At 66.4% G+C, this 22,462-nt stretch carries 20 protein-coding genes; 14 read left to right on the forward strand and 6 right to left on the reverse strand.

Going from position 1 to position 22,462, the window contains the following annotated elements:
* The 3 genes from ACE039_RS11065 to ACE039_RS11075 form a co-directional block, all read left to right on the forward strand.
* On the forward strand, nt 1-2,488 hold a 2,488-nt coding region (locus ACE039_RS11065; RefSeq protein ID WP_485822374.1), incomplete at its 5' end, for an excinuclease ABC subunit UvrA.
* A gap of 5 nt (nt 2,489-2,493) precedes the next feature.
* Nucleotides 2,494-3,630, forward strand: coding sequence for an aminodeoxychorismate synthase component I (locus ACE039_RS11070; RefSeq protein WP_485822375.1), 1,137 nt, complete (start codon nt 2,494-2,496; stop codon nt 3,628-3,630).
* Between the two features lie 99 nt (nt 3,631-3,729).
* On the forward strand, nt 3,730-4,362 hold the full coding sequence (locus tag ACE039_RS11075) for an aminotransferase class IV family protein (protein WP_448708574.1): 633 nt from the start codon (nt 3,730-3,732) through the stop codon (nt 4,360-4,362).
* 35 nt (nt 4,363-4,397) lie between these two features.
* Here ACE039_RS11075 and ACE039_RS11080 read toward each other — a convergent pair whose 3' ends face one another.
* Complete coding sequence (locus ACE039_RS11080) at nt 4,398-5,300, reverse strand: LysR family transcriptional regulator (RefSeq protein WP_485822376.1); 903 nt, start codon at nt 5,298-5,300, stop codon at nt 4,398-4,400.
* Nucleotides 5,301-5,513: 213 nt separating this feature from the next.
* Here ACE039_RS11080 and ACE039_RS11085 point away from each other — a divergent pair, with 213 nt between their 5' ends.
* From ACE039_RS11085 to ACE039_RS11095, 3 genes are read left to right on the forward strand one after another with little or no spacing between them, the layout of a single operon-like run.
* Nucleotides 5,514-6,773 carry a Rieske 2Fe-2S domain-containing protein gene (locus tag ACE039_RS11085; RefSeq protein ID WP_485822377.1) on the forward strand — a complete coding sequence of 420 codons (1,260 nt, stop codon included), beginning with the start codon at nt 5,514-5,516 and terminating at the stop codon, nt 6,771-6,773.
* 2 nt (nt 6,774-6,775) lie between these two features.
* On the forward strand, nt 6,776-7,249 hold the full coding sequence (locus ACE039_RS11090) for an aromatic-ring-hydroxylating dioxygenase subunit beta (protein WP_485822454.1): 474 nt from the start codon (nt 6,776-6,778) through the stop codon (nt 7,247-7,249).
* 14 nt (nt 7,250-7,263) lie between these two features.
* Complete coding sequence (locus ACE039_RS11095; protein WP_105555401.1) at nt 7,264-7,575, forward strand: non-heme iron oxygenase ferredoxin subunit; 312 nt, start codon at nt 7,264-7,266, stop codon at nt 7,573-7,575.
* A 67-nt stretch (nt 7,576-7,642) separates the two neighbouring features.
* On the opposite strand, the gene ACE039_RS11100 is transcribed toward ACE039_RS11095, so the two are convergent.
* The 4 genes from ACE039_RS11100 to ACE039_RS11115 all read right to left on the reverse strand — a co-directional run bounded on the left by ACE039_RS11100 (nt 7,643) and on the right by ACE039_RS11115 (nt 13,147).
* Complete coding sequence (locus tag ACE039_RS11100) at nt 7,643-8,482, reverse strand: tRNA threonylcarbamoyladenosine dehydratase (RefSeq protein WP_485822378.1); 840 nt, start codon at nt 8,480-8,482, stop codon at nt 7,643-7,645.
* A gap of 75 nt (nt 8,483-8,557) precedes the next feature.
* Complete coding sequence (locus ACE039_RS11105; protein WP_485822379.1) at nt 8,558-9,994, reverse strand: efflux transporter outer membrane subunit; 1,437 nt, start codon at nt 9,992-9,994, stop codon at nt 8,558-8,560.
* A gap of 5 nt (nt 9,995-9,999) precedes the next feature.
* Nucleotides 10,000-11,958 (reverse strand): MacB family efflux pump subunit, encoded by a 1,959-nt coding sequence (locus ACE039_RS11110; RefSeq protein ID WP_485822380.1) that lies wholly within the window; start codon nt 11,956-11,958, stop codon nt 10,000-10,002.
* A 1-nt stretch (nt 11,959) separates the two neighbouring features.
* Nucleotides 11,960-13,147, reverse strand: a complete 1,188-nt coding sequence (locus ACE039_RS11115; RefSeq protein ID WP_485811862.1) for an efflux RND transporter periplasmic adaptor subunit — start codon at nt 13,145-13,147, stop codon at nt 11,960-11,962.
* A 458-nt stretch (nt 13,148-13,605) separates the two neighbouring features.
* Between ACE039_RS11115 and ACE039_RS11120 the strand changes: the two genes are divergently transcribed.
* The 6 genes from ACE039_RS11120 to purU all read left to right on the forward strand — a co-directional run bounded on the left by ACE039_RS11120 (nt 13,606) and on the right by purU (nt 18,703).
* Nucleotides 13,606-14,733, forward strand: a complete 1,128-nt coding sequence (locus ACE039_RS11120; RefSeq protein WP_485822455.1) for an MFS transporter — start codon at nt 13,606-13,608, stop codon at nt 14,731-14,733.
* A 2-nt stretch (nt 14,734-14,735) separates the two neighbouring features.
* Nucleotides 14,736-15,392: a gamma-glutamylcyclotransferase gene (locus tag ACE039_RS11125; protein WP_448713096.1), complete on the forward strand. Its 657-nt coding sequence runs from the start codon at nt 14,736-14,738 to the stop codon at nt 15,390-15,392.
* 115 nt (nt 15,393-15,507) lie between these two features.
* Nucleotides 15,508-16,137: a pyridoxamine 5'-phosphate oxidase gene (pdxH, locus tag ACE039_RS11130; protein ID WP_105555407.1), complete on the forward strand. Its 630-nt coding sequence runs from the start codon at nt 15,508-15,510 to the stop codon at nt 16,135-16,137.
* A gap of 39 nt (nt 16,138-16,176) precedes the next feature.
* Nucleotides 16,177-16,701: a flavin reductase family protein gene (locus ACE039_RS11135; protein ID WP_105555408.1), complete on the forward strand. Its 525-nt coding sequence runs from the start codon at nt 16,177-16,179 to the stop codon at nt 16,699-16,701.
* Nucleotides 16,698-17,807 (forward strand): NAD(P)/FAD-dependent oxidoreductase, encoded by a 1,110-nt coding sequence (locus tag ACE039_RS11140; RefSeq protein ID WP_485822381.1) that lies wholly within the window; start codon nt 16,698-16,700, stop codon nt 17,805-17,807. The genes ACE039_RS11135 and ACE039_RS11140 overlap by 4 nt, the downstream gene beginning before the upstream one ends.
* A gap of 41 nt (nt 17,808-17,848) precedes the next feature.
* Nucleotides 17,849-18,703: a formyltetrahydrofolate deformylase gene (purU, locus tag ACE039_RS11145; RefSeq protein ID WP_448713098.1), complete on the forward strand. Its 855-nt coding sequence runs from the start codon at nt 17,849-17,851 to the stop codon at nt 18,701-18,703.
* A 2-nt stretch (nt 18,704-18,705) separates the two neighbouring features.
* On the opposite strand, the gene ACE039_RS11150 is transcribed toward purU, so the two are convergent.
* On the reverse strand, nt 18,706-19,605 hold the full coding sequence (locus ACE039_RS11150) for a LysR family transcriptional regulator (protein WP_485822382.1): 900 nt from the start codon (nt 19,603-19,605) through the stop codon (nt 18,706-18,708).
* Between the two features lie 114 nt (nt 19,606-19,719).
* On the opposite strand from ACE039_RS11150, the gene ACE039_RS11155 reads away from it, so the two are divergent.
* Together ACE039_RS11155 and ACE039_RS11160 are read left to right on the forward strand one after the other, a co-directional pair.
* Entirely contained in the window at nt 19,720-21,423 is a 1,704-nt protein-coding gene (locus tag ACE039_RS11155) for an acyl-CoA dehydrogenase family protein (RefSeq protein WP_485822383.1), read from the forward strand.
* 46 nt (nt 21,424-21,469) lie between these two features.
* Nucleotides 21,470-22,453 (forward strand): Bug family tripartite tricarboxylate transporter substrate binding protein, encoded by a 984-nt coding sequence (locus tag ACE039_RS11160; protein ID WP_485822384.1) that lies wholly within the window; start codon nt 21,470-21,472, stop codon nt 22,451-22,453.
* The last annotated feature ends 9 nt before the right edge of the window (nt 22,454-22,462 follow it).

Below are 22,462 nucleotides of genomic sequence, written 5' to 3' on the forward strand. Positions count from 1 at the left end.
GTTCAACGAAGCCCCGCGCCGCTACCTGGAATCGCTGAACGCCTACGCGCGCGCCATCGTGCAGCCGGCCGGCAAGCCGGACGTGGACGCCATCTTCGGCATTCCGCCCACCGTGGCCATCGAACAGCGCACCAGCCGCGGGGGCCGCAAGTCCACCGTGGCCACGATGACGGAAATCCACCATTTCCTGCGCCTGCTGTACGTGAAGCTGGGCACCCAGTACTGCCCGGATTGCAACGTGGCCGTCGAGCCGCAGAACACCGACCAGATCGTGGCCCGCCTGCTGCGCGACCACAAGGGCGTGCACATCGGCCTGTTGTCCCCGCTGGTGACCGCGCGCAAGGGCTATTACACGGATCTGGCCAAGTGGGCCGGTTCGAAGGGCCATTCGCATCTGCGCGTGGACGGCGAGTTCATCCCCGTGGCCCCCTGGCCGCGCCTGGACCGCTATAAGGAACACACCATCGAGCTGCCGGTGGCGGACGTGGTGGTGGACCCCGCCAACGAAGCCGACCTGCGCGCCGCCGTCAAGAGCGCGCTGGAAAACGGCCAGGGCGTGATGTCGGTGGTCTGGCCGGTGAACAAGCTGCACGAAGCGCTGAACAGCGAATTGCAGCAACAGCATTTTTCGGTCAAGCGCGCGTGCCCGTCGTGCGGCACCAGCTTCCCGGAACCCGATCCACGCCTGTTCTCGTACAACTCCAAGCACGGCTGGTGCACGGGGTGCTTCGGCACGGGCCTGCAATTGCAGGGGTTCGACGAAGAGCAGACCGGCGAGGAAACCGCCTGGAACGCCTGGTACGAAGGCGAAGCCCGCGCCTGCACGCAGTGCGACGGGCAACGCCTGAATCGCGTGGCGCGCGCCGTGCGCTGGCGCGACAAATCGATCGCCGAACTGGCTTCGCTGCCGGTGTCGGACGCGCACACCTTCTTTACCGGACTGGTGGCGCGCGGCCGGGAAGGCGAGATCGCCCGCGATATCCTGACCGAAATCCGCGGCCGCCTGAATTTCATGCAGGAAGTGGGCCTGAACTACCTGGCGCTGGACCGCGCCGCCCCGACGCTGTCCGGCGGCGAAGCGCAGCGCATCCGATTGGCCGCGCAGTTGGGGTCCAACCTGCAAGGCGTCTGCTACGTGCTGGATGAACCCACCATCGGCCTGCATCCGCGCGACAATCGCATTCTGCTGAATGCGCTGGCCCGCCTGGAAGAAAACGGCAACACGCTGGTGGTGGTCGAACACGACGAAGACACGATCCGCCGCGCCTCGCACGTGATCGACATCGGGCCGGGCGCGGGCATCCGCGGCGGCCGCGTCGTGGCCGAAGGTTCCGTGCAGGATTTGATGGATGCGCCGGAATCCGTCACCGGACGGTATCTAAAAACGCCGCTGCAACACCCGCTGCAAGGCCGCCGGCCCGTCGAAGCCGACACGCCGATGATCGAGATCCGCGGCGCGCGCCTGCACAATCTGCGCAGCGTGGACGCCAAGATCCCGGTGGGCCGCCTGAGCGTCGTGACAGGCGTGTCGGGTTCCGGCAAGTCGACGCTGGCGCGCGAAGTACTGCTGGACAACCTGAGCCAGGCCGTCTCGCAAGGCAAGTCGCCGGGCTGGGCGGGTTGCGAAAGCATCAAGGGCTGGGAAGCCATCGACCGCGTGCTGGAAGTGGACCAGACCCCCATCGGCAAGACGCCGCGCTCGTGCCCCGCCACGTATGTGGGGTTCTGGGACGACGTGCGCAAGCAGTTCGCCGACACCCGCGAAGCCCGCATGCGCGGCTGGACGGCGGCGCGCTTCTCGTTCAATACCGGCGATGGCCGCTGCCCGATCTGCGAAGGCCAGGGCATGCGCACCATTGAAATGAACTTCCTGCCAGACGTGAAGGTGCCGTGCGACGCCTGCAACGGCGCGCGCTTCAATAGCGACACGCTCAGCGTGCAGATGCGCGGCAAGAACGCGGGCGAACTGCTGTCCATGGAAGTGGACGACGCCATCGGCTACTTCGCGGCGCACCCCAAGATTCACCGGCCGCTGCAGTTGATGCAGGACGTGGGGCTGGGTTACCTGACATTGGGCCAGCCGTCGCCAACCCTGTCCGGCGGCGAGGCGCAGCGCATCAAGCTGGTGACCGAACTTTCCAAGGCGCGCCTGACCGACGGCCTGATCAAGACCGGCCGCGCGTCCCGCATCCCGCATACGCTGTACGTGCTGGACGAACCCACCGTGGGCCTGTCCATGGCCGACGTGGAAAAGCTGATCCATGTGCTGCATCGTCTGGTGGAAGCGGGCAACACGGTCGTCGTGATTGAGCATAATCTGGACGTCATCGCCGAAGCCGACTGGCTGCTGGACCTGGGCCCCGAAGGCGGCACGGGCGGCGGCAAGCTGGTGGGCGAAGGCTCGCCGGAATATGTGATGACCCTGGCCGACCACTCCCACACCGGACGCGTCCTTACGGAATTCCTGGCGCAACAACAACAGCAGTAACACGCATGGAATGTCGTTTTGAAGACCGGCTGGCAGGCCGCGCGCTGCGGTTCGAGGGCTTTTGCTCCCGCATCGAAGCGCGCGCCGCGGCCGAAGTCGTCCCCGCGCTGGCGGCCATCGAGGCCGCGCGGCGGCAGGGGCGATGGGTCGCCCTGCTGCTGGACTACGAACTGGGCGAATGGCTGTTGCCTGAAGCAGCCCTGCCCGCGCCCGCGGGCCCCTGGACGCCCCCGCAGGATGACGGGCGCCCCCGCCTGACCGCGCTGGTGTTCGACCGCAAGGTGGACGACGCCCCCTGGGACGCGCCGGATGCCAACAGCGCGCCCGCCTCCATCAGCCTGCCCACGCCACGCATGACCGAAGCCGGCTACGTGCGCCAGATCGACGCCATCCGCGGCCTGATCGGCGACGGCGAGCTGTATCAGGTCAATTTCACGCAGGCGCTTGATCTGCAATACCAGGGCGATCCGGCCACGCTCTACCGTCGCATCGCCGCCCGCAACCCGGTGGCCCACGGCGCGTTCATCGAGGATGGCGACCGCACGGTACTGTCTTTTTCACCCGAACTCTTTGTGCGGCGCGACGGCGCGCGGCTGACGACCCGCCCGATGAAAGGCACCGCGCCGCGCCATCCCGATCCCGTCGAGGATGCGCGGCTGGGCCAGGAATTGCTGGCCAGCGAAAAGAACCGCGCCGAAAACCTGATGATCGTGGACCTGCTGCGCAATGACCTGGGCCGGCTGGCCGAGCCCGGTTCGGTCACGGTCGACGCGCTGTTCTCGCTGGAGCGCTATCCCACCGTCTGGACCATGACGTCCACGGTGTCGGCGTTGGCGCCGGATGCCACGCTGCAAGACGTGCTGCACGCCCTGTTTCCCTGCGGTTCCATTACCGGCGCTCCCAAGGTGGCCGCCATGCGGCGCATTCGCCAAATGGAGACCGCCCCGCGCGGCCTGTACTGCGGCAGCGTGGGCTGGCTGGCGCCGGACGGCGACTTTTCGTTGAATGTGGCGATCCGCACCCTGGTCCTGGACCCGGCCGGCGGCGGCGTCTACAGCGTCGGCGGCGGCATCGTGCACGACTCGGATCCCGCCGAGGAATGGCAGGAGTGCCACTGGAAGGCCCGTATCCTGCGCGCCTGATGGCGGCCCCCCCTGGCCGGCAGGGTCACGCTGGAAACAACGCCGGCAGCGGTAGTAGCATAGAGCGCGGCGCCGCTCGCCATTTCCCAGGAGAGTCCCATGCAACCTGAATTGATCGAGACCATCCTGGTCGATGCCGAACAGCGCGTGCCCCTGCTGGCCCGCCACCTGCAGCGCCTGGAGGCGTCCTGCAAGGCGCTGGGCTACCCCTGGGGCGGCCGGGCCGTGGAAGGCGACATCATGATCGCCGCGACGGGCCTGGTCACGCCGGGCCCGCACCGCCTGCGCCTGCTGGTTGCCCGCGACGGCTCCCGCCATATCCAGACCGCCCGGCTGCCGCCGCTGCCGGCCGTCCAGGAAGTCATGCTGGCGCCCGAGACGCTGCGCGCTTCGGAGCCGCTGCTGCGCTACAAAACCACGCACCGCCCCTGGTACACCAAGACGATCGAATGGCTGCCGGCGCATCCGCATATCTTTGACCTGCTGTATCTGAACGAGCGCGGCGAACTGTGCGAAGGCAGCCGCAGCAACGTGTATCTGCGCATGGGCGGCCGTTGGTACACCCCGCCGGTGGAAAGCGGCTGCCTGCCCGGCGTGCAGCGCGGCGAACTGTTGGACACCGGCAATGTCCAGGAACGGGTGTTGACCCTGGCCGATCTGCACGAGGCCGACGAGATCCGGCTGTCCAACGCGCTTCGCGGCTGGTTCACGGTCACGCTGCGAGAATCCTGAGCGCCGATTCCGCGCCAGCCCGTTCCAACCCCGCCTTAGTCCGCGAACTCGTCCACCACCACTTGCCGCAACCACTGGTTGGCGGGTTCGCGGTGGCTGCGGGCGTGCCAGAACACGTTGATGACGGATTCCGGGATCTTCACCGGACAAGGCGCCGTCGCCAGCCCGAAAGGCTCACAGGCGCAATCGGCAAAGCGCCGCGGCACGACCGCGATCATATCGGTGGCGGCCAGCACGGGCCCCACCGCCATGAAATGCGGCACCGTCAGCCGCAGGCGGCGGCGGATGCCGGCTTGCTCGATCACCTCGTCCACCACCCCGTGGCCCGTGCCTTCGGACACGATGGCCACGTGCTCGGCCGCGCGGAACTGTTTGGCCGACACGCCTGTGCGCGCCAGAGGGTGGCCGCGCCGAAAGACGCACACATACGGCTGGCTGAACAATTTTCGCTGGAAAAAGCCGCTTTTCAGACCCGGCAGGAAACCCATGGCCAAGTCGATGCGGCCGCGCTCCATTTCGTCTTTCACGTCGATCGACGTCGTGCGCACGGTCCGTATCGTGACGCCGGGGGCCGCGCCATCCAGCGCCCGCATCAGGCGCGGCAGAAAATAGGTTTCGCCCACGTCGTTCACGCCGATCACGAACGCCCGCTCGCTGCGCGCCGGGTCAAAGCGCGCGCGAGCGTTCAACGTGACGAGCAACGCACTCAGCGCATCGGCAATGGGCTGGGCCAGCGATTCCGCGTAGGGCGTCGGTACCATGCCGCGCGACGTGCGCAGGAACAACTCGTCACCCAGCAATTTGCGCAAACGCGCCAGCGCATTGCTGACGCCGGGTTGCGAAATACCCAGGCTTTGCGCCACGGCGGACACCCGGCCGTGCTTCTGCAATTCGTTGAAGACGACCAGCAGATTCAAGTCCACGTCTTTCAGGTTCATGCGCGTGTCTCCACCAATATTGATTCTGGTGATTAGGCTTATCAAGCAGATTCTATTTATTTATTCCGCCACCTGCCCGAAGATGATGCGAAAACTGCCTGCGCCGATGCCGCGCCGGCCCCCGGTCCGCCCCAGGCGGGCCAGACGAAAATGGAGACAAACCATGCACCCCGCCATGCCCTGTTGCCGGGGCGGCCACGCACGAGGCCGCCCATGAACACCCCCGAACAACCGCTTGCTTTCGGCCCGCCCTGGCAGGGCGACGGCTCTCACCGCATCCCCTTCGGCGTTTACACCGATGCCGCATTGCACCAACGCGAGCTGGAACGCTTCTTCTACCGCGGGCACTGGAGCTACGTGGGCCTGGAGGCCGAAATTCCCAACCCGGGCGACTTCAAGCGCACCGCCGTGGGGGAACGATCCGTCATCCTGGTGCGCGACAGCGACGGCCAGGTGCGTGTGGTGGAAAACGTGTGCGCCCACCGTGGCGTGCAGTTCTGCCGCGAACGCGCCGGCAATCGCAGCGAATTCGTCTGCCCTTATCACCAATGGAACTACGACCTGCAAGGCAATCTGATCGGCGTGCCGTTCCGACGCGGCGTGAAGCAGGATGGCAAGGTGAACGGCGGCATGCCGCCCGATTTCGATCCCGAAGCGCACAGCCTGACCAAATTGGCGGTGGCTTGCCGCAACGGCGTGGTGTTCGCCGCGTTCGACCCTGACGTGGAGCCGCTGGAAGACTACCTGGGGCCCGACATCCTGCACTATTTCGACCGCGTCTTCGACGGCCGCGAACTGGTGATTCACGGCTACAGCCGCCAGCGCATCCCGGGCAACTGGAAACTGATGCAGGAGAACATCAAGGACCCCTACCACCCCGGTCTGCTGCACACCTGGTTCGTCACCTTCGGCCTGTGGCGTGCGGACAACCGCTCGGAACTGAAGATGGACCGGCACTTCCGCCACGCCGCCATGATCTCCACACGCGGCCAGGGCGGCAAAGGCAGTGTCACCAGCGGCGTATCCAGCTTCAAGGAACAGATGTCCCTGAACGACGACCGCTTCCTCGACATCGTCCAGGAACCCTGGTGGAACGGCCCGACCGCCGTGCTGATGACGCTGTTTCCCAGCGTCATCATTCAGCAGCAGGTGAATTCGCTGTCCACCCGCCATATCCAGCCCGTTGGCCATGACGCCTTCGACTTCGTCTGGACCCACTTCGGCTTTGCCGACGACACGCCCGAGATGACGCGCCGGCGCCTGCGCCAGGCCAATCTGTTCGGGCCGGCCGGCTTCGTGTCGGCCGATGACGGCGAGGTCATCGAATTCTCGCAAGCGGGTTTTCAACAGAAGCCCTGGCACCGCAGCGTGGCGGAATTGGGCGGCAAGACCGCCGAAAACACCAGCCACATGGTCACCGAAACGCTGATCCGCGGCATGTACGCGTATTGGCGCCGCGTGATGGAGGCATGACGATGCTGGACTTTCCGCTCTATTACCAGCTGACCCGCCTGTATGCCGACTACGCCGCCGCGCTGGATGCGGAGGAATGGGAGAAATGGCCGGAGTTCTTCCTGGAAGCCTGCACGTACAAGGTGCTGCCGCGTGAAAACCACGAACGCGGCTACCCCCTGGCGACCATGGCCTTTGAAAGCCGCGGCATGCTGAAGGACCGCATCTACGGCGCCACGGACACGATCTTCCATGACCCCTACTACCAACGCCACGTCGTGGGCGCGCCGCGCGTGCTGTCGGTGGACAGCGACCGCATCGAATCCGAGGCCAGCTACGCGGTGTTCCGCACCAAGCCCAGCCAGCTGACCACCGTATTCAACGTGGGCCGCTACCTGGACGTGGTGCGCCAGACGCCCGACGGCCTGAAATTCGAATCGCGGCTGTGCATTTTCGACAGCGAACTGATCCCCAATTCGCTCATCTACCCCATCTGACAAGGAAAGCCGCTATGAGCACGCAATGGATCAAGGCCATCGCGCGGGCCGATGTGCCGGACGAAGACGTCATCGCCGTGCAGGCGGGCGGCCGCGAGATCGCGCTGTATGGCGTCGACGGCGAGGTCTACGCGACGTCCAACCTCTGTACGCACGGCAACGCCCGCCTGTGCGACGGTTTCCTGGAAGGCCACGAAATCGAGTGCCCCTTGCACCAGGGCCGCTTCGACGTGCGCGACGGCCGGGCGCTATGTTCCCCGTTGCGGGAAAACGTGGCGACCTACCCCGTCAGGATCGAAGACGGGATCGTGTTCGTGGCGCTGTGACGCAAGGCTCGAGGAGCCCGACGACCTTCATCGCGCCCGAGACCGGGGTACGAAACCCGGCGGGCGATCAGATCGCCAGCCGCAGCGCCTCGTTGGCGGCCGCCATGCCCATGGCGGCCGTCACCGTCACGACCGAACCGTAGCCCGCGCACGACAGCCCTTGCGGCGCGATGTTCAGACCCGAAGCGCCCAGGTCGTCCTCGCCCTCGACGGGGCGGGTCCAGGCGTCGGGCAGGATGGCGGGCTGGTCAAACCAAAGGGCATGGATGCCCATCTTCGGCACGCGCTTGAGCGCCTTGCCGTTCTGATCGGAAGCGCGTGGAAAGCCGTGTTCCTTGCGCAGTTTGTTACGCAACTTGGCCAGCAAGGCGTCATTCACCGCGGCCGACAGGTCGCCGGCCCGCAACGCCAGCGGATCCGTCTTGCCACCGGCCCCCCCGCACAGCAGCATCGGCACCGCCAGCGCACGCGCATGCAGGATCATCGCGATCTTGGCCGTGGCCTGGTCGGTGCAATCGATGATGACGGTGTAGGGCCCGGGCAGTACGTCAGCGACGTTCTCGGGCGACACGAAGTCATCCACCCGCGTCAGCCGGCATTCCGGATTGATCGCCAGCACCCGTTCCGCCATGGCATCCACCTTGGATTGCCCCAGCGTGGACGACAGCGCGTGGATCTGCCGGTTGACGTTGGATTCGGCGATATGGTCCAGGTCGATCAGGGTCAGGGCGCCAACCCCGCAACGCGCCAAGGCCTCGACGGTCCACGAACCGACGCCCCCCAGGCCTGCCACCGCAACATGGGCGGTTTGCAAACGTGCGGGCGCTTGGGGGCCGTACAAACGGGACAGGCCGCCGAAGCGGCGATCCAGGTCGGCGGGCGGAATCGGATGATCGGGCGAGTTCATGGCGGGTATTTTATAGGCCAAGGGCATTGTTGGCTGTTGCACACGCGCACGCGAGCCACCGCTACGCCGGGCGTATCAAGAACCCGAGACATCAGCCCCGGCATCGACCCCGACATCACGCGCCACGACATCATCCCCGCCAAGCGCCTGATACACCGTCACCTGATTCACCAACCGATTCAACCCGTTCTCGTCCCGCGCAATCTCGGCCGTCCGGCGCTTTTCCTGCGCGTCCAGCCAGTCCTTCAACGACACGGCCCCTGCCCGGTAGCGCACTTCGTACAAGCGCTCCGCGTCCCGCGCGGCCCGCAGCGACACCGCCAGTTGTTCCGCCTGCAAGGCCAGCTGCGTCCGGTTCGACAGCGCGTTCTCCACGTCCGCCATCGCCTGATACAGCGATTGGCGGAAATTGACGACACGCTCTTCGTAGTCCGCCTTGGAGATCTTGATGTTCAGTTGCATCTGCGTCCATTGCAGGAACGGCAGCGTCAAGCCCACGCCCAGCGACGCAACGGGGTTTTGCAGCATGCTGGAGAGCGTCGGGCTGGCGGTGCCCACCGCGCCCGTCAGCGTCACCGGCGGATAGAAACTCGCGCGGGTGGCGTCCACCGTTGCCAAGGCTTCGCGCAAACGCAGCTCGGCCGCGCGCAGGTCCGGGCGGCGGCCCAGCAGGTCGGCGGGAACGCCGGCGCGCGCTTCGGGCAAGGGATACTGCGGCAAGCGGGCCGGGTCGGCCATGCTGCGGTCCGGCGGCCCATCGAACAGAATCGTCAGCGCATTCGTGTATTCCACGCGCTGTTGAACCAGCAAGGTGCGGGCTGCCTGCTGGCTGGCCACGGTCTGTTCGGCTTCCGCCAGTTCCAGCGCCGATGCGCCGCCCGCCGCGTATTGCGCGCGCACCAGGTCCTGCGTGCGGCGCGCATAGGCGATGCTCTCGTCGCTGCTGGCGATGCGCTGATTGATGAAGGCGGTCTGCCAGTACAGCGTGGCCGTGGTGCCCACCAGCGACAAGGCCGCGGCCGCCCGGTCCTCTTCGGTGGCTAGCGCTTCCCATTGGGCCGCGTCGCGCTGGCGCGACAGCTTGCCCCACAGGTCCACCTCGTAGCCGACGGTCAGTTCAGCGGTGTTGGTGCGTGTGATCGCGCGGTCGCCGTACAGATTGCGGTTGCGTGCCACGTTGGCGCTGCCGCCCAATTGCGGCGTCAATTGGTCCTCGGTCAGCCCCGCCTGGTACTGCGCGCGGCGCACGCGGATCGCCGCGGCGGCCAGGTCGTTGTTACGCGCCAGCACGGCATCGACCAGCCCGTTCAAGACCGGGTCGTTGAAATTGCGCCACCAGGCGCCGCCGTCGGCCAACGGCGCTTGCGCGGCACCGGGTGCGGCGTGCGTCCAGGCGGCGGGCGCCTGGGTCAGCGGCGGTTCGTAATCGGTGCGCAACAGGCTGCCGCAACCGCCCAGCGCCAGAAGCAGCGCCAGGGCGGCGGGTGTGCGAATCAGGGAAACCGCTTTCATTGTCCTCATTCCCGGGCCAACGCCTCGACGGGATCCAGACGCGCCGCATTGCGCGCCGGCAAATAGCCAAAAAGCACACCGATCAGCGTCGAGCACGTGAATGCCGCCACCATCGATGCCGTGGAATAAATCATCTGGAACGAACCGCCCGTGGCCTTGGACACCAGCACGCCCAGCGCCAGCGACAGGATGATGCCCAGCGCGCCCCCGATCAGGCAGACCAGTACCGCTTCGATCAGGAACTGCTGCATGATGTCGCTGCGGCGCGCGCCCACCGCCATGCGCACGCCGATCTCGCGGGTGCGCTCGGTAACGGACACCAGCATGATGTTCATCACCCCGATCCCCCCCACCATCAGCGAAATCAGCGCAATCAGGGACACCAGCAAAGTCATGGTGGCCGTCGTGCGTTCGATGGTCTTGCGGATCGCGTCCGTGTTGAACACAAAGAAGTCCTTCACCACGTGGCGCCGGACCAGCACGCGCTCGATGGCGCGTTCGGCCGCCGCTGGCGGCGTGGCGTCGTTGACGCGCACCGTGATGCTCTTCAAGTGCTGCTGGCCCAGCACGCGCGACAGCGCCGTGGTGTAGGGGATCCAGACATTCAGCGATTCGTTGTTGCCGAAGACGGATTCTTTTTTCTCGGTCACGCCAATCACGCGGGCGGGCATCGACCCCAAGAACACGACCTGGCCGATCGGTTCCGTGTGCGAACCGAACAAGGTACGCCTTGTGCCTTCGTCGATCACCACTTCCTGCGCGCGGCGCACCACGCTGGTCTCGTCGAAGAACTTGCCCTGCGCCAGTTTGATGGCCCGCACGCGGAAATACTGTTCGCCCACGCCCTGGATCGACCCGTTCACGGACACGTTGCGGTAGCGCAGCGTGTTGCTGGTGGTGACTTCCGGCGTGACGCTGTCCACATAGGGTTCGCGGGCCAGCGCGTCGGCGTCGGCCGCAACCAGCGTGCGGATAGTGACGGCTTTTTCATCGCCGAAGTCCTTGCCGGGGAACACTTCGACGGTGTTGGTGCCGATGGCGCTGATGTCTTCCAGGATCTTGCGCCGCGACCCTTCGCCCAGCGCCACCACCGACACCACCGCCGCGATGCCGATGATGATGCCCAGCATGGTCAGCGACGTGCGCAGCCGGTGGGCGTTCATGGACAGCAGCGCCATGCGCAGCGCTTCGCCGCAACGGTCCAGGTACGACTGCCAGGCGGGCCGCTTGGGCAGTTCCGGCGGCGCATCACGCTCGGCGTCCACGCGCGGCGCGTCGGGATTGCGCTTGTCCGCGACGATCTCGCCGTCGCTGATCTCGATGATGCGCTGCGCGTGACGGGCCACATTCATGTCGTGCGTGACGATGATGATGGTGTGGCCGGCCGCGTTCAGCTCTTCCAGGATGCGCAGCACTTCCTGCCCGGTGTGCGTGTCCAGCGCGCCAGTGGGTTCGTCGGCCAGAATGATGTCGCCGCCGTTCATCAGCGCGCGCGCGATGCTCACGCGCTGCTGCTGGCCGCCCGACAACTGGCCGGGCCGGTGTTCCGACCGGTCGCCCAGCCCCAGCCGCTTCAGCAGTTCCTCGGCGCGGGCCGTCCGGGCCTCGCGCCGCTTGCCGGCATATACGGCCGGCATTTCCACATTGCCTTGCGCGGTCAGGTCCGACAACAGGTGATAGCGCTGGAAGATAAAGCCGAAGTGCTCGCGCCGCAGTTCGGCCAGTTCGTCGGGGTCCAGCTCGCCCGTGCTGCGGCCGCTGACTCGGTAATCGCCACGGGTCGGGCGGTCCAGGCAGCCCAGAATATTCATCAGCGTGGACTTGCCCGAACCGGACGCCCCCACGATGGCGACCATTTCGCCCGCCTCGATGGTCAGGTCGATGTCTTTCAAGACGGCAATGGTCTGCTCGCCCGCAGGGAACTCGCGGCGCACCCCGGAAAGCGAGATCAGCGGTCCGCCCATGTCAGCCTCCCCGCGCTGCGGCAGCCGCAGGCGCGGAATCCGCCGTCACGACCCGCTCGCCCACCTCCAGCCCTTCCAGCACTTGCGCCTGCACGTTGTTATTCATGCCGATCTTGACCTGGCGCTCCTCGGTCTTGTTGTCTTTCAAGACCACGCGCACGGTATAGCGGCCGTCTTTGCCGCGCTTGCCCAGCGCCGAGGCCGGCACCACGACGGCATCCTTGGCTTCGCCCAGCACGATGAAAACCTGGGCGGTCATCGAAATGCGCAGCTTTTCATCGGGGTTGGGCACATCGAACAAGCCGTTGTAATAGACGGCGGCGGTGGTGGAACTGCCGCTGGAAGACGTGAGCGACGACGTGGCGTCTTCCTTCTGGATGGAGTCCGGCGCGGGCTCCACCGCGCGCAGCTTGGCCTGATAGCGTTGATCGGGTTCGCCCAGGATCGTGAAGTACACGGGCAGGCCGGCCTTCACGCGGGTGACGTCGGCTTCCGAGATCTGGGCCTTGATCGTCATGGTGTCCACCTGGGCCACCTTGATGATGGTCGGCGCGCTCTGGATGGAGTTGACGGTCTGGCCTTCCTTGGTCACCACCGCCACCACCATGCCGTCGATGGGCGAGACGATGCGCGTGTAGCCCAAGTTGACACGGGCGGTGTCCACCTGGATTTCGGCCTGCGCGATCTGCGCGTCCAGCGAGGCGATCTCGGCACGCGTCACGGCCAGCGTCGCCTCGGCCGTCTCATAGGCCTCACGCGAACTGGCATCGGCCGCCAGCATCTGGCGCTGGCGTTTGAACGCCAATTCGGCCTGCTTCAGCGTGGCGACCTTGGCCGCGCGTTCGGCGCGCCGCGTCTGCAGGGCCGCCTCCGCGTTGCGCAGTTCGTTCTGCTGGGTCAGGTCGTCGATTTCGGCGACCAATTGGCCTTTCTTGACGCGGTCGCCCAGTTCCACTTTCAGGGACTTCAACTGGCCGGTGGCCTGGGCGCCCACACTGACGCGTTCGATGGCGTCGATGGTGCCGCTGGCCAGGACACTGTCCTCGAGGTTCGCCCGGCTGACCTCGCCCACCGCGAAGGTGGGCGGCGGCGGCGCTGAAAAAAAGACGGCGCGCAAAGCGAACGCCACAAGAAGGACGACGACGGCGATCAACGCATAACGCTTGAACTTGCTGCGGGGCTTTTTCATTGAACCTGGTGATAGGAGACGGGGGCTGCGGACCCGCGCCGGTATTGCGAAGCACAGGCGCCCATCCTAAACGGGCGACCCTGCCAAACGATGGCCAATCTGTGCCAAAACGGTGAAAAACAGTAAAGCAGTACCGGTCCGTCCGGCGGTCGCCGGATTGTTCCGTTGCGAGAACGATACAACGACTGCGGCGCATGCGCGGAACCGCCTTTTTTGCACATACGCCGAACATGCCGCCATCTTGCCCCCTAAGTCGCCGACTTGCGCAGTAGATGGCGCCTATCTTGCCACCCGGGCTTGAAACAATTTGCGGCACTGCAAAAACGCCGCGCCTCGACATAGGCCGACGATGCGCCCAGAATGAATGCAGTTACGCCGTGCCTACCTCTCACAGATCCCCCTCCTCGCCTTCAAGTTCCCCGGAATTTTCCGGGGCGGTGCTGCTGTGCCTGCTGGCAATGATGAATCACGTGGCGCTGACCGGGGGACGGATCACCGTTTCACTCACGGCGCTGCAAATGGGCCTGTCCACCTTCAAGGTGGGCACCCTGGTCGCCGTGTTTGCCGTGCTGCCGATGTTGTTCTCGGTGCGCGCCGGCCGCTGGGTCGACCGGGTGGGCATCGTTCGCCCGCTCGTCATCGGGACGGCTTTGGTCGCGATCGGCACCGCTTTACCCTTTATCTCGCAGACACAGACCGCCTTGCTGATTGCGTCCTGCTGCATCGGCATTGGCTTCATGCTGCACCAGGTCGCCACGCAAGACTTGCTGGGCCACGCGGAACCCGCGCAGCGCCTGCGCAACTTCTCGTTCATGTCGCTTGCGCTGGCCGGGTCGGGATTTTCCGGGCCGCTGATCGCCGGGCTGGCGATCGACCATCTGGGTACGCGCACCGCCTTCGGGCTGCTGGCCCTGGGCCCCATCTTGTCGGGCATCGGCCTGTATGCCTTGCGTCACCAATTGAAGGCCGTGGATTCGCAACTGGCGGGCGCCAAAGAGGCCCAGCGCCGACGGGTGACCGAATTGCTGGCAGTTCCGGCTCTACGCCGGATCTTGATGGTCAACACCATCCTGTCTGGCGCCTGGGATACCCATTTGTTCGTCGTTCCCATCTTCGGCGTCGCGATCGGGCTGTCAGCCACCACGATCGGCGTCATTCTTGCGTCCTTCGCGGCGGCAACGTTCGTCATTCGCCTGATATTGCCGCTGATCATGCGCCGGGTCCGATCCTGGACGCTCGTCCGGGTGGCCATGGCGACGGCGGCGATCGATTTCATGCTTTACCCGTTGTTCACCGACGTTACCGTCCTGATCGTGCTGTCGTTCATCCTCGGCCTTGCCTTGGGGTGCTGCCAACCGAGTATGCTATCCCTGCTGCACCAGCATTCGCCGCCTGGCCGCGCCGCCGAAGCCGTTGGTTTACGGATGGCGCTGATCAACGGATCCCAGGTGTCCCTGCCATTGACCTTCGGCGCGCTGGGCGCGGTAATTGGTGTCGCCCCCTTGTTCTGGGCCTATTCGCTGGCCTTGATGGCGGGCGGCTGGGCCAACCGCAACCCCCCGCTCGAATCTGACCGGAACCCGTAGTCGTGAACACGCCGTCCCCTTCTTCCGCCATCGCTGGCGCCAGCCTGCCCTTCCGCTTGTGGACGCCCGAAGAAAGACGGGCTTCGCTGGACCAGGCGCTGCAGCACTGGCAGTCGGGGGAAGACGTCTGGGTATATGGGTACGGATCACTCATCTGGCGCCCCGACTTCGACTTCATGGAACGCCGCCTGGCGACCTTGCGCGGGCATCACCGGGCGTTGTGCCTGTGGTCGCGCGTGAACCGCGGCACCCCGGAATGCCCCGGACTGGTGTTCGGCCTGGACCGCGGCGGCTCCTGCCGGGGCGTGGTCTACCGTCTGGCCGGCGACCAGGTCCCCACCTATTTCCCCGCGCTCTGGGAACGTGAAATGTCCACCGGCGCCTATCTGCCGCGCTGGATCAACTGCGCGACCGACACCGGCCCCGTCCGCGCCCTGGTTTTCATCATGAACCGCGACAATCCGGCCTACATCCGCGCCCTGCCCGACGCCGAGCTGCTGGCCATCGTGCGCCGGGCCGCCGGCCGCTACGGGCCGTGCACCGACTACGTGGTCCAGACGGCCCAGGCGCTGCGGGCCGCCGGCATCCATGACGCCCGGCTGGACGCCATCGCCCGCCGGCTGGAACTTGATGGGCGGCCGCTACCCGAAGGCGCCTGACCACCCCTGCCCGCCGCCCGGCGGGAAACATGCCTGAGACCTGCGCGGGGTCAATAAGGGAGCGATGCCCCAAGCGGTATAAACTCCCTGTTATCAACGCTGAATCCCACGCCTCATGTCCGTCTCCGATCTGCGTCAAAGCTACGAAAAGAACGTCCTGCTGGAAAGCCAGGCCGCCGCCTCGCCGTTCCAGCAGTTTGCCCGCTGGTTCGACGAAGCGCTGGCCGCCAAGGTGCCGGAACCCAACGCCATGACCCTGGCCACGGTGGACGCCACCGGGCAGCCCAGCGCCCGCATCGTCCTCATCAAGGGCTTTGACGAGCACGGCTTCACGTTCTTCACCAACTATGAATCCCGCAAGGGCCAGGACCTGGCGGCCGAGCCGCGCGCCTGCCTGCTGTTCTTCTGGCAGCCGCTGGAACGCCAGGTGCGGATCGAAGGCGCGGTGGAAAAAGTCGCTGCCGAAGAGTCGGACGCGTACTATCACAGCCGCCCCGCCGGATCGCGCATCGGCGCGTGGGCCTCGCGCCAAAGCCAGCCCATCACCCGTGAAGCGCTGGAAGCGCGCGAACAGGAATTCCGCGAACGGTTCGGCGAACAGCCGCCGCGTCCGCCGCACTGGGGCGGTTACCGCCTGAAGCCCACCGCTTTCGAGTTCTGGCAAGGCAGGCCGTCGCGCTTGCACGACCGCCTGCGCTATGTCGCCGACGGCACGGCCTGGAATATCGAACGCCTGTCGCCTTGATGCCGGGCGCCTTGCGCGCCCGCCCGACTTAACGATTGCATGCCCGCCTCCTCCCCTGACTTTGACGCCTCATTCTTCCGTACCGCGCTGGGCCGCTATGCCACCGGCGTAACGGTGGTCACCGCCGCCGGCCTCGACGGCGCGCCCATCGGGCTGACGGTCAGCTCCTTCAATTCAGTGTCGCTGAACCCGCCGCTGATCCTCTGGAGCCTGTCGCGCGGTTCGTCCTCGCTGGCGGCGTTCGAACAGTGCGAACGCTATGTGGTCAACGTGCTTAGCGCCGAACAGATCGCGCTGGCGCGGCGTTTCGCCACCGGCAAGACGCCGGACCGCTACGCTGGCCTGACCGTGCACCACGCGCCCGGCGGCACGCCGATGCTGGACGGTCATTGCGCCGCCTGGTTCGAATGCCGCAACCGCAGCCGCTACGAAGAAGGCGACCACATCATCATGGTGGGCGAGGTCGAGCGCTGCGGCCACAGCAGCGAACCACCGCTGGTGTTCCACGCAGGCGGTTTCGACCTGACCCCGGCCGGATCGCGGTCCGAAAGGAAGACGTCATGAGCGTGGACGTCGATTGCGTCGTCATCGGCGCGGGCGTGGTGGGCCTGGCGATTGCCCGCGCGCTGGCCCAGTCCGGCCGCGAAGTGCTGGTGGCCGAAGCCACGGAAGCGATCGGCACCGGCACCAGCTCGCGCAATTCCGAAGTCATCCACGCGGGCATCTATTACCCCGCGGGCAGCCTGAAGGCGCGGCTTTGCGTGCGCGGCAAGCACCTGCTGTACGCCTACTGCGCCGAACGCGCCATCCCGCACAAGCGGCTGGGCAAGCTGATCGTGGCCACCAACCGCGAACAGGCCGCGCAGCTGGAAGGCATCGCGCAGCGCGCCCGTGCCAACGGCGTCGATGACCTGCAATACATTTCCGGCGAAGACGCCATGCGCCTGGAGCCCGCGCTGCAATGCACGGCCGCGCTGGTATCGCCGTCGACCGGCATCGTCGACAGCCACGCGCTGATGCTGTCGTTCCAGGGTGACGCCGAAAACGCCGGCGCCCAATGCGTGTTCCATACGCCGCTGGTGTCCGGCCGCGCCCGCCCCGAGGGCGGGTTCGCTCTGCAATTCGGCGGCGATGAAGCCATGACCCTGACCTGCAACGTGCTGATCAATTCGGCGGGCTTGCAGGCGCCGGCGCTGGCCCGCCGCATCGACGGCGTGCCGCCCGCCAGCATCCCCACCGACTACCTGTGCAAGGGTAGCTATTTCACACTGTCCGGCCGCGCTCCGTTCTCGCGCTTGATCTACCCCGTGCCGCAACACGCCGGCCTGGGCGTGCATCTGACGCTGGACATGGGCGGCCAAGCCAAGTTCGGCCCCGACACCGAGTGGGTTGGCACCGAAGACTACACACTGGACCCGGCCCGCGCCGAGGTGTTCTACGAAGCGGTGCGCAGCTACTGGCCCGCTTTGCCCGACGACGCCCTGGCGCCCGGCTACACCGGCATCCGGCCCAAGATCTCCGGCCCGCATGAACCCGCCGCCGACTTCGTCATCGCTGGCCCCGCCGTGCACGGCGTGCCCGGCCTGGTCAATCTGTTCGGCATCGAATCTCCCGGGCTGACCTCCAGCCTGGCCCTGGCGGAAGAAGCCCTGGCGCGCCTGACCGCCTGACTCCGCCCCATCCCTTTCCTTTCCTGGCCTATTTCCGCACCATGCAGCACAACGACTACATCCTGACCCTGTCCTGCCCCGACCGCACCGGCATCGTCTACCGCGTCAGCGGCCTGTTGTTCGAATTGGGTTGCAACATCCTGGATTCCCAACAGTTCGGCGACGAGGAAACGGGCCAGTTCTTCCTGCGCGTGCACTTCGACCTGCCCGCCGCCGTGGCCGCCGACGACCTGCGGGCCCGGCTGGACGCCATGTCGGGCGAATACGGCATGGACCTGAAGCTTCACGATGCGCGCCGCAAAGAGCGCCTGCTGATCATGGTCAGCAAGCAGGGCCACTGCCTGAATGACCTGCTGTTCCGCGTGCATAGCGGGCATTTGCACGCCGAAGTGGCCGCAATCGTGTCGAACCACAACGATTACGCCGGCCTGGCGGCCTCCTATGGCATCCCGTTCCACCACCTGCCGGTCACGCCGGACACCAAGGCGGAACAGGAAAAGCAGGTGCTGAAAATTGTCGAGCAGTCGAATGCCGACCTGGTGGTGCTGGCCCGCTACATGCAGATCCTGTCGGCGGACATGTGCCGCGCGCTGAACGGCCGCGCCATCAACATCCACCACAGCTTCCTGCCCAGTTTCAAGGGCGCCCGCCCCTATCACCAGGCGCATGCGCGCGGCGTGAAGATCATCGGCGCCACCGCTCACTATGTGACGTCCGATCTGGACGAAGGTCCGATCATCGACCAGGATATCGAACGCGTCGACCACACGATGACCGCCCAGGACCTGACCCAGGTCGGCAGCGACATCGAATCCCTGGTGCTGTCGCGCGCCGTGCGCAGCCACGTCGAACACCGCATCCTGCTGAACCGCAACAAGACCGTCGTGTTCCGCTGATCTCAGCCTGTCGCAGCGGGCGGATACTGGCGCGCCACCAGCGCCATCGCCTTCTGCTGCAGTGGCGAGCCCGCCTGCGCTGGCCAGATCACCTGGCTGATGGAGCGCGCCTCGTGCGGGAAAGCGATGAAACGCGTGCCCGCCAGGCCGCTACGCGACAGGCAGGCCGGCACGATCGACACCCCCAGGCCCTGCGACACCAGCGACGCCACGCTTAGCCAGTGGCGTACCTCGTGCCGGATCACCGGCATGAATCCCGACGCCACGCACATCGATAGCACCGTTTCGTAATAGCTGGGCGACGCCGCGCGGGCAAAGAACACGAAATCGTCGCCCGCCAGGTCCGCCAATCGCAGCGACGCCCGATCCGCCAGCGGGTGCGAATCCGGCAGGCAGACAACAAACGGCTCGGCCACCAGATCGCGCGCCTGGACCTCGTCCGGCACCGGGTTGGCGTGGATGAAGCCCAAGTCCTGTTCGCCGCGCCGAACGGCTTCGATCTGCTCGTGGGAGTTCAGCTCGGTCAGCACGTGCTCCACATCGGGAAGCTCGGCGCGCATGGCGTTCAGCAGCGCCGGCAGGCCGCGATACAGCATCGATCCCACGAAACCGATGCGCAGCCGGCCCCGCAAGCCCGCGTCCACCCGTTGCACCAGCGTGCGCACCTCCTCGGCCTGGCGCAACAGGGTCAGCGCCTCGCGGTACAGCACCTGCCCGGCATCGGTCAGTTCCACGTGGCGGCTGGTGCGGGCCAGCAGGCGCGCACCCACGTTGTATTCCAGCTGGCGAATGGCGTAGCTCAGCGGCGGCTGCGAAATGTGCAGGCGCGCGGCGGCGCGGCTGAAATGCCGCTCTTCGGCGACCGCGATGAAATAGCGCAACAGGCGGGGGTCCAGATCCACGGCGTCTTCCGATCCATATTTTTTATGAATTGTTCTACACAAAAACGGTATTTGTATAGATTAATCGACCCGCGCAACATCGCCATCTTCCCCCGTCTTTTGCAGGATGCCGCCATGGATGCCCCGAAGATCCCCCCGATCGCCACTGCCGTCACGCCCGTTCCGGACTCCCGCGGCCTGAACCTCTTCGACGCCGATCCCTATGCCGCGGCCCTCAGCCAGCGCTACCTGCCGCCCCCGCTGCACGCGCACTTGCTGCCGCACCTGCAACGGCTGGGTGGACTGGCCGGCGGCGTCATGGACGAGTTGGCCTCCACGGCGGACAAGCATCCCCCCACCCTGTCCGTGCGCAGCCGCGCCGGCACCGACGAATCCCGCGTCGACAAGCACCCCGCCTATGTCGAGCTGGAACGCCTGGCCTACAGTGAATTCGGCCTGGCGGCGCTTTCGCACCGCGGCGGCGTGCTGGGCTGGCCGGAACCCATGCCGGCCGCCGCCAAATACGCGCTAAGCCACCTGTTCGTGCAGGCGGAATTCGGCCTGTGCTGCCCGGTCAGCATGACGGATTCGCTGGCGCGCACGCTGCGCAAGTTCGGCGACCCGGCGCTGGTCGAACGCGTGCTGCCCCAGGTGACCTCCCAGGATTTCGACACGTTGCGCCAAGGCGCCATGTTCATGACCGAACAGGGCGCGGGTTCGGACGTCAGCGCCACCGAGGTCACGGCCGAGGCGCAAGACGACGGTACCTGGCGTATCCACGGCGACAAATGGTTTTGCTCGAACCCCGACGCGGGATTCGCGATGGTGCTGGCCCGCAGCGAACCGCAGCCGGGCCTGAAGGGCGTGTCGCTGTTCCTGCTGCCACGCGATCTGGCCGACGGCAGCCACAACCACTACCGCATCCTGCGGTTGAAGGACAAGCTGGGAACCCGCTCGATGGCCAGCGGCGAAATCCGCCTGGAAGGGGCCGTGGCCTGGCTGGTGGGCGAACGCGGCCGCGGCTTCAAGCACATGGCCGACATGATCAACAACTCGCGCCTGTCCAACGGCATGCGCGCGGCCGGCCTGATGCGCCGCGCGGTCACCGAGGCCGTCTACGTGTCGCAACACCGCCGCGCCTTCGGCAAACGCCTGATCGACATGCCGCTGATGCAACGCCAGCTGGTCAAGATGACGGTATGGGCCGAACAGGCCCGCAGCGTCATGTTCCAGACAGCCCGGGCGCTGGCCGACGCGGACCAGGGCGCCGCCGATCCCGCACTGGCCCGCATCCTGACGCCGCTGATCAAGTTCCGCGCCTGCCGCGATGCGCGCAAGGTAACCGGCGACGCGATGGAAGTGCGCGGCGGCTGCGGCTACATCGAGGAATGGACCGAACCGCGCCTGGTGCGCGACGCCCACCTGGGTTCCATCTGGGAAGGCACCAGCAACATCGTCGCGCTGGATGTGCTGCGCGCCATCAAGAAAGAACATTCCCTGCCCGCGCTGCGCGCCCATGTCGACCGCTTGCTGGCCGAGGGCGCGCCTTGCCCGCCCGCGCTGGCCGAACGCCAGGCCCAGGCGCTGGACAAGACCTTCGCGCTGGCCGAACACGCCGCGCAAGGCGACCACGCCGAACTCGCCCGCCAGGCCGCATCGCTGCTGTACCACGCGGTATCGATGGCCGCGCTGCGCTGGGAAGCCACGGGCGCCGGCCTGGAAAGCCGCGCGCAGCTGGCCGACCAGGTGCTGTTGCATCGCCTGGCGCCGCACGACCCCTACGCCATTCCCCCCAACGAAAGCGCGGCCTGCCGGGCCATTCTGCAATACGCGCTGTAAACCGACGCCGGCGGCACAGCCGGCGCGTCCCCCAGGAGACACCACCATGAAACGCCTTCTTGCCCCCCTGATGCTGGCGGCGGCCGCCGCCGCGACCCCGTCCACTCCCGCCTTGGCCGCGGACGCCTTCCCCTCGGCCCGCCCGATCACGCTGATCGTGCCCTTCCCGCCTGGCGGCCCCACCGACGCCATGGCACGCCGGCTGGCCGAGAAACTCCGCGAGCCCCTGAAGCAAAACGTCATCGTTGAAAACCGCAGCGGCGCGGGCGGCAACATCGGATCCGAATACGTGGCCTCGGCCAAGCCCGACGGCTACACGCTGTTGTTCGGCACGTCCGGCCCGCTGGCCATCAATGTCAGCCTGTACAAAAGGCAGGGCTACAACCCCGAAACCAGCTTCGCGCCCATCATCCGCCTGGGCCACCTGCCCAACATCCTGGTCGTGAACCCGTCGGTGCCCGCCACCAACGCGCAAGAACTCATCGCCTACGCCAAGAAGAATCCGGACAAGCTCAGCTACGCTTCGTCCGGCAACGGCGCGTCGTCGCATCTGGCGGGCATTCTGTTCAACAAGATGGCCGGCACCCAGATCATGCACATTCCCTACAAGGGAACCGGGCCGGCGCTGAACGACCTGCTGGGCGGGCAGGTGTCGATGTCGTTCACCGACATCCTGACCGCGCTGCCCTACATCAAGGCCGGCAAGCTGCGCGCCATCGGCCTGGCCAGCGCCCAGCGCTCGGAGGCCCTGCCGGACCTGCCCACCTTGTCCGAGCAAGGGCTGGGCGGATATGACGTCAGCGTCTTCTTCGGCATCGTCGCCCCCAAGGACACGCCGGCAGACGTGGTGAACACGCTGAACCAGGCGTTCAAGACCGCGCTGTCCGACCCCACCATCAAGCAGACCCTGCGTTCGCAGGGCATCGTCGAAGCGCAGGATCAGACGCCGCAAGGCCTGGCCGCCTTCATCACGACCGAAGTCCCCAAGTGGCGCGAGCTCATCACCAGCGCCAACGTTTCCATCGACTGAAGCTGACAC

It is taken from the genome of Achromobacter maghribensis, assembly GCF_057334215.1.